The organism is Labedella phragmitis, assembly GCF_004078635.1.
Classification (GTDB): domain Bacteria; phylum Actinomycetota; class Actinomycetes; order Actinomycetales; family Microbacteriaceae; genus Labedella; species Labedella phragmitis.
On sequence record NZ_RZNB01000007.1, the window covers coordinates 169,838 to 180,749 of the forward strand.

Below are 10,912 nucleotides of genomic sequence, written 5' to 3' on the forward strand. Positions count from 1 at the left end.
TGGATCGGATCCTCGCCCGCCCCCTCGAGCACGTGAATGGCTCTACAGCACGTGTATACCGCTACAGCACGTGGATGGCGACTGCTCGCCACCGGCGGTCGACGCCCTCGAGGCGGATCGCGATCGCTCGGCTGCGGCGCCGTGAATGTGCGACGACGACACCCTCGACGATGCCGTCACGAGGGCTCGTGGCGATGACGCTGCCGATGCGGAGGACGGGACGCGCGATGGGTGTGCCTGAGAGGGATCGGGCGCGCTTCGCGAGGAGCGACCGGCGCAGGATGGTGCGGTAGACGTCCTCATTGACCCATCGAGCGAGTTGCTCGAGTTCTCGAGCACCGGCCAGCACCTCCACGACGCAACGGGCCAGGTTCTCGAGGAGCGGAGCCGGGTCGGGCAGCTCCGAGGACGGCGTCGACTGGCGTCCGAAGAAGCGGTCGATGTCGAATGGCTCGCCGCGACGAGGGCGAGCGGATGGAGCGGCGGAGCCGGTCGCGGGCGCGACGGGAGACACCGGTGGTCGGAGGCCCGACGAGCGGGCAGATGATGCAGATGACATGCAGGATCCCGATTTCCGGATGCCCGCGAGCCGCCGATCGGCGCCGATCAGCCGCGATCGATCCGGCCGACCTCGCGCCTCGGGGGCGTCGATGGTCGTTGGGGAGCACCCTGAAGAGGCTGCTCGGCAGCTCGTCGGGGTAGGACCGTACGCTCCGCACGGGTGCGGGAGTGCGTCGGCGCTCCTCTGGAGTCGATGTGGCTGTCTGGCGTGTCGGGAAGGACCGCGGGCTCGATGTGCGTGAAGAGACAGTCCCCGCATGGCGGGGTCCGGCGAGTGGCGATCGTGCGACCGTCGCTCAACCGGTGGCAGCGCCTCGCCCCCCAAATCGGCGCGCGTCTGCATCAACTTTCGCCCCCCGTTCGGGGGTGCTGCGGCCCACGCTAGCGTATGAGCCAGACCCTCCCTGCAGAGCCCGGCTCGGGCCTGTGGAGAATATACCGACGGGCTCGAGGGGCGACAATGGTCCCCCCTCTCCCCGTATCGGGGGGTCGGCATCGACCCGGAGCCGCTTGGGGAGAAGGGCCCCGCCTCGATCACCGCCGTCGGTAGCCTGACCAGGGCGTGGGAGGGGAGGGGAGGGGATCGATGCGATGGGACGACCTGTTCGACGACCTCGAGAGTCAGCTCGAGCACGAGCGCGACGCGGAGGAGCGCGACGAGCGAGCCGACGAGGAGCGGGTCCGGATCGGCCGGCTGCTCCTTCGTGAACGGGTCGAAGCGCTCACCCTCGGTTCGCGCGGCAGCGCCACCATCACCCTCGAGCTCGGCTCGGAACGCCTCGTCGTTCGGCCGACGACGATCGGTCGCGACTGGGTGTCGGGTGAGACAGCCGTGGCCGGAACGCGGTCACGAGGATGCATCATCCCCGTCGCGGCGATGACGGGCGTCGTCATCCCGCCGTCAGAAGTCGCCAGAAGCCTCGGGGTCCTGCCGACGGCCGGAGCCCCCCGGGTGTCCGACCGCATCGGGTTCGCGTTCGTCCTCCGCGACCTCTGTCGACGCCGGGTGACGACCGAGATTCACACGACCGGGGGAGTGCGGACCGGGACGATCGACCGGGTGGGGCGCGACCATCTCGACCTCGCGGTCCACGCGCTCGGCGAGGCCCGGCGGCAGCGGAACGTGACCGATGTGCTGATTCTTCCCTTCGCCGCGGTGCGGCGGGTCATGCTCTGACGTCGTCCACCGACGCGCCGCATCCCGGTCGGCCGCTGGGGAAGCGGAGGGCGGTCCGGACCTCAGCGTCGGAGGGCCGAGGCGTCGCGCGAGTCGGCGATGTCCACGACGCTCGCGTTCGCGATCTCGCGCCAGAGTCCCATGCGCCTCGACTCCTCGTACTTGCCGGCGATGAAACCCTCGAGCGCCGTTCGTTCGATCCGCCAGCGCCGAGGGCGTCCCACGCGGATGGCCGGAAGCTCCGCCGTCCTGACGAGTTCGAGCACCTCCTCGGACGAGATGTTCAGGATCTCCGAGGCATCGACGACGGTCAGGAATCGACCGATCGAGTCTGGGGATACCTGGTCCATGCCTCCCAGTATGGAGCGGTGGGCCGCACGAGGCGGGGCTTGTGGATAACATTCGGCCCGCAGGACCGGCCCTTGGCACGATGGCTCCGGCGCGGGGGACGTGCCGGGACGGGGGACCGGAATCATGAGTGCGCGACCACCGAAGAGAAGACGGTTTCCGCGATCCGTCGACGTCCGACTCCTGGTCGGCATCGTCCTCGTCGCGGCGTCGATCGGCGGCGTCTGGGCCGTCGTCGCCGCAGCCGACCGATCGGTTCCCGTGTACGCCGCGGCCTCCACCATCGTCGCGGGTGACGCCGTCGGGAAGGACGACTTCGTCGTCGAACAGGTGTCGCTCGGGCGGGCGGGCGATCTCTACGCTGCTCCCGGCAGTCTCGGCGACGGGCTCGTGGCCACGCGGACGGTCCTCGCAGGCGAACTCATGCCACGGGAGGCGCTGTCGTCATCGCATGATCTCGCGCGAGCGCCGGTCGTCGTGACGGTCGCGGGAGAACTCGCCGAACGGGTCACGGAGGGGCGGGAGGTGGATGTGTGGACCTCGAGCACGGGAGACGGCGACGAGGCCGTGGGGGCTCCGCCGTCGGTGCTCGTCTCGGGAGCGCTCGTCATGCGGATCGTGAAGGAGGAGAGCCTCGTGGCCGGGTCCTCGGAGGTATCGGTGGAGCTGTCCGTCCCGGACGGAGCCGTCGCCGTGCTCCTCGCCGCCACGGCGGCCGGTGATTCGCTCACTCTCGTGCCCGTCGACGGAGGGACGGAATGAGGATCGCGTTCGCCGTAGCTCGCCGGCTCGAGGACGCCGTGGTGGGTGCGCTCGTCGAGCGGGGCCATGACCTCGTCGCCCGCTTCAGCGAGGGTGACGACGTCGCGTCCCTCATCGGTCCGCTGCTCCCGGACGTCCTCGTGGTCACGGCAGACGGGGATCGGCTGACGCGTGATGTCCTGACGGCGTGCGACGAGGCCGGTGTGCGGCTCGTCGCTCTCCTCGACGGCGAGGTGTCCCGCCGCATGGCGGCCTCGCTCGGCGTCTACGACGTCATATCGGTCGACGCCCCGATCGACGATCTCGACGAGGTCGTCGTCGGCGGTTCCGTCGCGGCGCGGTCCCGCGCGAGAGCCGGCGGCATCGTCGCCGTCTGGGGGCCGAGCGGTGCTCCGGGTCGCACGACCATCGCCGTCACGATCGCCCACGAACTCGCACGCACGGGAGCTACCGTCGCCCTCGTGGACGCCGACACCGTGGGAGCATCCATCGCCCCGGCGCTCGGGATGCTCGACGAGGCGCCGGGGCTCGCGGCCGCGTGTCGGCTCGCCGGACACGACGCCCTCACGCCTGCCGAGCTCGACAGGGTCGCACGGGAACATCCCGTCGACGACGGTCGTTTCGCCGTGCTCACCGGGATCACCCGTGCCTCGCGCTGGCCCGAGCTCTCCGCCGACCGGATGACGACGACCCTCGCCGCGTGCCGCTCGTGGGTCGACCACGTCGTCGTCGATGTCGGGTTCTCCCTCGAGGACGACGAGGAGCTGTCGAGCGACCTCTTCGCGCCCCGTCGGAACGCGGCGACGGTCGCCTCTCTCCGGGCCGCCGATCGTGTTGTCGCGGTCGGCGGGGCCGACCCGATCGGCGTGAGTCGGTTCATCCGGGCACACGCCGATCTGCGCGAGGTGGTCGGTCCGACGACGGTCGACGTCGTGATGAACCGGGTGAGGTCGTCGACCGTCGGCGTCGGGGCCGGACACCAGCTCCTGACGACTCTCCGGCGGTTCGCCGGTGTCGATGACGCGGTGCTGGTCCCGAACGATTCCCGGACGGCCGATGCCGCGCTCCTCGAGGCGCGTCCGATGGGGGAGGTCTCACCGCGGTCGCCGGCGATCGCCGAACTCCGTCGCTATGCACGAGCTCACCTGATCACGGCGTCCGAGCCGCCGACCGAGGGGCGCCGCGCCGCTCGGCTCGCGCACGCGGGGGAGCGGCAACGGACGTCGTGGGGCACGCCGTTCCGCCGGAAGCGCTCGGCCTAGACTGGGACCGTGTCGACGCTCAGTGATTTGGTACTCGCCCAGGGCCGTTCGGGGGAGGACGACGTCAACTGGCTGCACATGCTCGTGCAGGACGCCCAACTGCTCGCCGATCTCGCGTTCGCGGACATCGTGCTGTGGGTGCCGACGACCGACGACAGCTTCGTCGCCGTCGCCCACTACCGTCCGTCGAGTGCGGCGACCCTGTTCTATCGCGACTTCGTCGGCCAGCGCATCAAGCAGCAGTGGCGGAGCCAGGTCACCGAGGCGTTCGAGACCGGGATCATCGTCGACTCGTCCGCTCCCGACTGGTACGAGGAGACGCCGACACGAGTGCGCGCGGTTCCCGTCCTGAGGCGCTTGCGCTCGTCGCACCCGGAGACGACGGACGCGCCGATCGCCGTCCTCACACGGCACACGAACCTCGGTGAGGCGCGCACCCCGAGCCGTCAGGAGTTGACGTTCAACGCACTCGCCGGCGAACTGTTCACCATGATCGCCGCCGGCGACTTCCCCGATCTGTCGGCGCCGGCCGGCCCGCGCCGCGGAGCGCCGCGCGCGTCTGACGGCCTCATCCGGCTCGACGTCGAAGGCACCACGACGTTCGCGAGCCCGAACGCCCTCTCGGCGTTCAACCGCATGGGTTTCGTCGAAGAACTCGAGGGCGAGTCGCTCGCCGAGGTCACGACGCGGATCCTCCCGTCGGAGGACCTCGTGGACGAGTCGTTGCCGCTCGTCGTCACGGGGAGGGCGCCCTGGCGGACGGACATCGAGGCGCGCGGGGTCACGGTGTCGTTGCGCGCGATCCCGCTCCGACACCACGGCACGCGCACGGGCGCGATCGTGCTGTGCAGGGACGTCTCCGAGCAGCGGCACCAGGAACGCGAGCTCCTGACGAAGGACGCGACCATCCGCGAGATCCACCACCGGGTGAAGAACAACCTGCAGACCGTCGCGTCGCTCTTGCGCATCCAGTCCCGGCGATCCCACACCGACGAGGCACGTGACGCCCTCTCGCAAGCCATGCGGCGCGTCGCGGCGATCGCGGTCGTCCACGACACGCTGTCGGAGGGACTGACACAGGACGTCGATTTCGACGAGGTCTTCGATCGCGTGCTCATGCTCGTCGCCGAGGTCGCCTCAGCGCACAACACGACCGCCCACCCGCGGAAGACGGGGGCGTTCGGTGTCCTCCCGAGCGAGTACGCGACGCCGCTCGCGCTCGCCCTCACCGAACTCGTGACGAACGCCGTCGAGCACGGGCTCAACGGCCTCGAGGGTAGCGTCGAGATCGAGGCTCAGCGCAACGACGAGCGGCTCACGGTCGTCGTGCGCGACAACGGAGCAGGACTCCCCGAGGGCAAAGTCGGTTCCGGACTCGGCACGCAGATCGTACGCACCCTCATCCAGGGCGAACTGGGCGGCACGATCGACTGGCACACCGTGGTCGGCAACGGCACGGAGGTCACGATCGACATGCCGTTCCGGTGGATGAAGAACCGTTAGGCGATCACGACCGCCGGGCGGATGCGATCGGCTCGAAGGGAATCGCTAACGCGCGGCGGACGAAGGCGGCAGCGACGAGGCGCGAGGTGCCTGATCAGGACGCGCGGCGCGCGCGGGCGGCGCGACGCTTGAGGGCGCGGCGTTCGTCCTCGGACAGTCCACCCCACACGCCCGAATCCTGGCCGGTCTCGAGGGCGTACTGAAGGCAGATCTCGGTGACGGTGCAGCGGCCGCAGACGGCCTTCGCCTTGTCGATCTGGTCGACGGCCGGCCCCGTGTTCCCGACCGGGAAGAAGAGTTCCGGGTCGGCGGTGAGGCAAGCGGCTTTGTCGCGCCAGTCCATGCAGGTGCTCCTTAATTGCGGGGGAATCGACCGATGTGGTCGGAGTGGGGTCTCGCGGCCGGAACCGTCGAACGGGACGTAGGGTGACGTCGGTGTTCGTGTTCTCTCCCGACGGGCACTCCTCCTGTTGCACTCCTCCTCCACAGCGGGAGGCACAGACGATCGGATCGTTGCGGCAAGGCATGCCTCACCGTTCGAGATCCGATCGATGGGGTGCATCGATCGGATAGCGCGTGAGCGTTTCGGGGGAAGCGGTCTCCAGGGGAGGTCCGTCAAGCGGACGTGCTCGCAACCCTGAGAGCGTCGTTTCGGCCTCCAATATGGTCGCATACTGGGTAGACCGAATCAATAGCTTTGTATGGGATTGGCCTGTGAACGCAGCATCGATGGACCACCGGGACGACTCGGGCGACCGCCTCGCCGGACCATCGACGGGCCCGTCGCGCGCGGTGCGGGTCGTCTCGGCGCTCGTGGGACTCGAGGCGATCGCCCTGGCCGCCGCGGTCGTCGTCCTCCTCATCGACGTCGTCACACTCACGCCGGCGTCCCTCGCGAGCGCCGTCGCGCTCATCGTGCTCACGGCGGTCGCCGCCGTCTGGGTCGCGTGGATCGCCGTGTCACTCCTGCGTGGCGCGAGCTGGTCGCGCGGCGGAGCACTGTTCTGGCAGCTCATCCAGCTGACCGTCGCGCTCGGGGCGATCCAGGGCGCGTTCGCGCAGCCGCTCATCGGGGCCGCCATCGCGGTACCGTCGCTCGTCGTCATCGTGCTGCTCTTCACCCGATCGGTCATGCAGCACACCCGCAGGCCCGACCGCGAAGGCTGAGTCTCGGTGGCCCTCGGTGGCTTTCAGGGCCTGCCGCGCCGGGCGCTCAGTCGAGACCGAGCTTCTTCCGCAGCATCGCGACGTGCCCGGTCGCCTTGACGTTGTAGAACGCGTGCTCGATGGTGCCGTCCGGACCGATGACGAAGGTCGAGCGCAGCACGCCCGTGACGACCTTCCCGTAGCTGTTCTTCTCCCCCCACGCCCCGTAGGCGAGGTGGACGCTCTTGTCCTCGTCTGAGAGGAGGTCGAACGGCAACGCGTCGCGATCCCGGAAGGCCGACTGCTTCTCCGGGGCGTCGCGGGAGATGCCGACGACGGTGTAGCCGGCGGCGAGCAGCGAGGCCTCGTTGTCGCGGAAGTCGCACGCCTGGGTGGTGCAGCCGGGCGTCATCGCCTGCGGATAGAAGAAGAGGATGACGCGTTCGCCCGCGAGGTCCTCGAGGGAGACGACGTCTCCGTCCTGGTTGCGGAGGGAGAACTGGGGGGCCGGCTCGCCGACGGCGAGTCGCTGGGTCACGGTGGTCACTCTCCGAGCTTAGGCGCTGACACGACGCTCTGAAGGAGACGGTGGAACGAGTCGAGTCGGGCTGCTCCGCCCTCGCCCAGCTCGCCCCTCTCGACGGCCTCGGCGATGGCGCAGTCGGGGGCGTCGGGGAGATGTGTGCAACCACGTGGGCAGCCCTCCGCGATCTCGGCGAGGTCCGTATACGCCTTGAGGATGTTCGCGGGGTCGACGTGGCCGAGGCCGAAGGAGCGCACTCCCGGAGTGTCGATGACCCAGCCGCTCCCGGCGGCGGCGCGCACGCGATAGGACTCCGTGGACGAGGAGGTGTGCCGGCCGCGGCCGGTGACCTCGTTGACGCGGCCGATCGCTCGTCCCGCTTCGGGGACGAGGGCGTTCACGAGCGTCGACTTGCCGACGCCCGAGTGCCCGACGAACACGGTGCTGTGACCGATGAGGCGCTCGGTGATCTCGTCGACGGGGATGCCGCCGGACCCGGAGGTCACGACGTCGAGGTCGAGTCCGGCGAAGTTCTCGAGGAACTCCGTCGGATCGGCGAGGTCGGTCTTCGTGATGCACAGGATGGGGCGGATGCCGGCGTCGAGGGCGGCGACGAGGTAGCGGTCGACGAGGCGCGCGCGGGGCTCCGGGTTCGCGGCGGCCACGACGACCACCATCTGGTCGGCGTTCGCGACGATGACGCGCTCGACCTGGTCGGTGTCGTCGGCGCTCCGCCGGAGGAGGGTCGATCGTTCCCGGATGCGGACGATCCGCGCGAGAGTGCCCTCGTCGCCGCTCACGTCGCCCACGAGGTCGACCTGATCGCCCGTCACGACGGACTTACGCCGCAACTCGGACGCCCGAGTGGCCGTGAGCTCGCGTTCGTCGGCGGTGCCCTCGCCGAGGAGGACGAGGTAGCGCCCGCGGTCGACGCTCAGGACGCGCGCCGTTCGCGCGTCCTTGTGCTCCGGGCGTTGCTTCGTCCGCGGGCGCGAGCCTTTCGGGTTGGGGCGTGTGCGGATCGAGTCCTCGTCGAACTCGTCGAACTCGCCGTCGTCCTCGGCGTCCGCCGTCTCCCACCAGCTCACGCGGAACGCGCCTCCACCATGCCGCGCCAGAGGGTCGGGAACTCGGGGAGGGTCTTGGCGGTCGTCGCGATGTCCTCGATGCGGACACCCTCGACGACGAGACCGATGATCGCTCCGGCGGTCGCCATCCGGTGATCGTGGTAGCTGAGCCAGCGGCCGGCGCTGAGCGGGCGGGGCGTGATACTGAGCCCGTCGTCCAGTTCCTCGACGTCGCCGCCGAGTCGGTTGATCTCGGTCGCGAGCGCAGCGAGCCGGTCGGTCTCGTGGTGTCGGATGTGTCCGATTCCCCGGATGGTCGAGGGGCCCGTTGCGAGGGCCGCGAGTGCCGCGAGGGCCGGCGCGAGCTCGCCACCCGTCGTGAGGTCGAGGTCGACCCCGGAGATCTCCGTCGGGCCTGTCACGGTGATGCGATCGCCCTCCACGGTGACCTGCGCGCCGAAGAGGGGGAGCAGGTCCGCGAGGTCCGCGCCCACCTGCGTCGTCGACTCCGGCCAGCCTGTGATCGTGACGCGACCGCCCGTCGCGACGGCCGCCGCGAGGAACGGGGCGGCGTTCGACAGGTCGGACTCGATGCGCACGTCCCGGCCGGCGATGGGACCGGGCGCGACCCGCCATGACCCCTCCCCGTCGGAGACCGCATCGACGCCGCGCCGACGCAGAGCGTCGAGGGTCATCTCGATGTGGGGGACGCTCGGCAGTCGCTCGCCGGAGTGGCGGAGGTGGATGCCGTCGTCGAAGCGTGGTGCCGACAGGAGGAGGCCGGAGACGAACTGACTCGACTGCGAGGCGTCGATCTCGAGCGATCCGCCCGTCACCGAACCGGTGCCGTGCACTGTGAAGGGGAGCGAGCCCCCGCTGCTCGCGTCGACGTCGACGCCGAGTGCCTGAAGGCCGGAGACGAGGCCGCTCATGGGACGGCCTCGTGCCGCATCGTCGGCGTCGAAGACCGTCGGGCCGAGGGCGAGCGCGGCGACGGCGGGCACGAACCGCATGACGGTGCCGGCGAGTCCGCACTCGATCGTCGTGGAGCCCGTGAGCTCCTCGGCGGGTGCGACGATCCAGTCGTCCCCGTAGTCGCCGGAGGCCGGGGCCGCGTCGATGGATGTGCCGAGGGAGCGGAGCGCTTGGACCATGTTGTCGCTGTCGCGCGAGTGCAGGGGAGCGCGGAGACGGGAGGGGCTGTCGGCGAGCGCCGACAGCACGAGTTCGCGATTCGTGATCGATTTCGAGCCGGGGAGCGTCATCGTCGCGACGACGGGTCCGTCCGCGACGGGCGCGAGCCAATCGTCGTCGGTCGCTGGGCTGTCGCGCTCGCCGAAGAGGTCGACTTCTGGGGCGGAATATTTGGCTTCGAACATCGTTGTCCTAGGGTAGCGGCGATTCGCCGCGACGAGAGGAGAGCCCGTGTCGTCAGCAGTGCTCGAGCGCCCTTCGACCCCCTGGGTCGACGCGGGTCGCAATGTGCTGCCCACGGGCCGTTCCCGGTCGCTCGAACTAGACTGGGCGACGATGAAACCGATCGACGACGCCCCCGCTTCCGACTCGTCGGAAGACAACGCCGCACCGGACGTCCCGGACGCCTCCGACGACGCGACGACCGAGGTGCTCGACGACGTCGTCGAGACCGTCGAGGAGGCTCTCGACTTCGACGAAGTGGTGCCGACCGACGCCGATCCCCGCCCTCTGTTCGAGGAGCAGGCTCTGCCCTTCATCGACCAGTTGTACGGCGCCGCCATGCGGATGACGAAGAACCCCTCCGACGCCCAGGACCTCGTCCAGGAGACGTTCGTGAAGGCGTACGCGGCCTTCGGTCAGTTCCAGCAGGGCACGAATCTCAAGGCGTGGCTCTACCGGATCCTCACCAACACCTACATCAACCAGTACAGGAAGAAGCAGCGCGAGCCCTATCAGGGCACGATCGACGACCTCGAGGACTGGCAGCTCGGTGGAGCCGAGTCGACCACGGCGTCGTCGAGCCGGTCGGCCGAGGCCGAGGCGATCGACAGGATGCCCGACAGTGCCGTCAAGGACGCGCTGCAGGCGATTCCGGAGGACTTCCGGTTGGCCGTCTACTTCGCCGACGTCGAGGGATTCGCCTATCAGGAGATCGCCGACATCATGAAGACCCCCATCGGAACCGTGATGAGCCGGCTGCACCGAGGCCGCCGGATGTTGCGGGAACTGCTGGCCGATTACGCGCGCGAGCGCGGCATCGACTCCACACGCGTAAGGAGCACACGATGAACGATTGCGGTTGCGACAAAGCGAAGCGGGATCTCGAGGAGTACCTGCGCAACGAGGTCTGCCGGACGGAGGCCTCGGACATCCGGGACCACCTCGAGCACTGCGAGTCCTGCCGGAGCGAGGCGGTCCTCGCCGTCACCCTCACGGAGGCCGTGCAGCGCGCGTGCCAGGAGACGGCCCCTGCCGACCTCAAGGCGCACGTCCTCGAGCGCCTGCGCGCCGTCAAGACGGATCACGAGACGTCGAGCGTTCCCTCGCTCTGAGTCCGACCGGGCGTTCGAGTCGAACCGGGCACCCT

The 10,912-nt window shown here is 69.7% G+C and carries 13 protein-coding genes; 7 read left to right on the top strand and 6 right to left on the bottom strand.

What is annotated here, in order from left to right; all coding sequences use genetic code 11:
* Positions 1–61: 61 nt before the first annotated feature.
* Positions 62–559, bottom strand: coding sequence for an Rv3235 family protein (locus ELQ90_RS15225; RefSeq protein ID WP_243696209.1), 498 nt, complete (start codon positions 557–559; stop codon positions 62–64).
* Positions 560–1,147: 588 nt separating this feature from the next.
* Between ELQ90_RS15225 and ELQ90_RS15230 the strand changes: the two genes are divergently transcribed.
* Positions 1,148–1,738 (top strand): hypothetical protein, encoded by a 591-nt coding sequence (locus tag ELQ90_RS15230; protein ID WP_128496147.1) that lies wholly within the window; start codon positions 1,148–1,150, stop codon positions 1,736–1,738.
* Positions 1,739–1,800: 62 nt separating this feature from the next.
* Here ELQ90_RS15230 and ELQ90_RS15235 read toward each other — a convergent pair whose 3' ends face one another.
* Positions 1,801–2,088, bottom strand: a complete 288-nt coding sequence (locus tag ELQ90_RS15235; RefSeq protein WP_128496148.1) for a helix-turn-helix domain-containing protein — start codon at positions 2,086–2,088, stop codon at positions 1,801–1,803.
* A gap of 124 nt (positions 2,089–2,212) precedes the next feature.
* Here ELQ90_RS15235 and ELQ90_RS15240 point away from each other — a divergent pair, with 124 nt between their 5' ends.
* Genes ELQ90_RS15240 through ELQ90_RS15250 form a run of 3 tightly spaced genes read left to right on the top strand, consistent with a single transcriptional unit; the run spans position 2,213 to position 5,613 of the window.
* The gene (locus tag ELQ90_RS15240; RefSeq protein WP_128496149.1) at positions 2,213–2,848 is read left to right on the top strand and encodes a hypothetical protein; all 636 of its coding nucleotides are present in this window, start codon (positions 2,213–2,215) and stop codon (positions 2,846–2,848) included.
* Positions 2,845–4,110, top strand: coding sequence for a CpaE/TadZ family protein (locus ELQ90_RS15245; protein WP_128496150.1), 1,266 nt, complete (start codon positions 2,845–2,847; stop codon positions 4,108–4,110). The genes ELQ90_RS15240 and ELQ90_RS15245 overlap by 4 nt, the downstream gene beginning before the upstream one ends.
* A 9-nt stretch (positions 4,111–4,119) precedes the next feature.
* Positions 4,120–5,613 carry a sensor histidine kinase gene (locus ELQ90_RS15250; RefSeq protein WP_128496151.1) on the top strand — a complete coding sequence of 498 codons (1,494 nt, stop codon included), beginning with the start codon at positions 4,120–4,122 and terminating at the stop codon, positions 5,611–5,613.
* Positions 5,614–5,707: 94 nt separating this feature from the next.
* On the opposite strand, the gene ELQ90_RS15255 is transcribed toward ELQ90_RS15250, so the two are convergent.
* On the bottom strand, positions 5,708–5,956 hold the full coding sequence (locus tag ELQ90_RS15255; RefSeq protein WP_090711166.1) for a WhiB family transcriptional regulator: 249 nt from the start codon (positions 5,954–5,956) through the stop codon (positions 5,708–5,710).
* A 371-nt stretch (positions 5,957–6,327) separates the two neighbouring features.
* Here ELQ90_RS15255 and ELQ90_RS15260 point away from each other — a divergent pair, with 371 nt between their 5' ends.
* A complete protein-coding gene (locus ELQ90_RS15260; RefSeq protein ID WP_243696210.1) occupies positions 6,328–6,780 on the top strand; it encodes a hypothetical protein in 453 nt (150 codons plus the stop codon).
* A gap of 46 nt (positions 6,781–6,826) precedes the next feature.
* On the opposite strand, the gene bcp is transcribed toward ELQ90_RS15260, so the two are convergent.
* The 3 genes from bcp to aroA are packed head-to-tail and all read right to left on the bottom strand — an operon-like array spanning position 6,827 to position 9,728.
* On the bottom strand, positions 6,827–7,297 hold the full coding sequence (gene bcp, locus ELQ90_RS15265; protein ID WP_128496197.1) for a thioredoxin-dependent thiol peroxidase: 471 nt from the start codon (positions 7,295–7,297) through the stop codon (positions 6,827–6,829).
* Between the two features lie 5 nt (positions 7,298–7,302).
* Positions 7,303–8,370, bottom strand: coding sequence for a ribosome small subunit-dependent GTPase A (gene rsgA / locus ELQ90_RS17050; protein ID WP_243696211.1), 1,068 nt, complete (start codon positions 8,368–8,370; stop codon positions 7,303–7,305).
* Positions 8,367–9,728: a 3-phosphoshikimate 1-carboxyvinyltransferase gene (gene aroA / locus ELQ90_RS17055; protein WP_243696212.1), complete on the bottom strand. Its 1,362-nt coding sequence runs from the start codon at positions 9,726–9,728 to the stop codon at positions 8,367–8,369. Before aroA ends, rsgA begins: the two co-directional genes overlap by 4 nt.
* A gap of 151 nt (positions 9,729–9,879) precedes the next feature.
* Here aroA and ELQ90_RS15275 point away from each other — a divergent pair, with 151 nt between their 5' ends.
* Both ELQ90_RS15275 and ELQ90_RS15280 read left to right on the top strand, forming a co-directional pair.
* Positions 9,880–10,614 carry a sigma-70 family RNA polymerase sigma factor gene (locus ELQ90_RS15275; RefSeq protein WP_128496153.1) on the top strand — a complete coding sequence of 245 codons (735 nt, stop codon included), beginning with the start codon at positions 9,880–9,882 and terminating at the stop codon, positions 10,612–10,614.
* The gene (locus ELQ90_RS15280) at positions 10,611–10,877 is read left to right on the top strand and encodes a zf-HC2 domain-containing protein (RefSeq protein WP_128496154.1); all 267 of its coding nucleotides are present in this window, start codon (positions 10,611–10,613) and stop codon (positions 10,875–10,877) included. Before ELQ90_RS15275 ends, ELQ90_RS15280 begins: the two co-directional genes overlap by 4 nt.
* Positions 10,878–10,912: the final 35 nt, after the last annotated feature.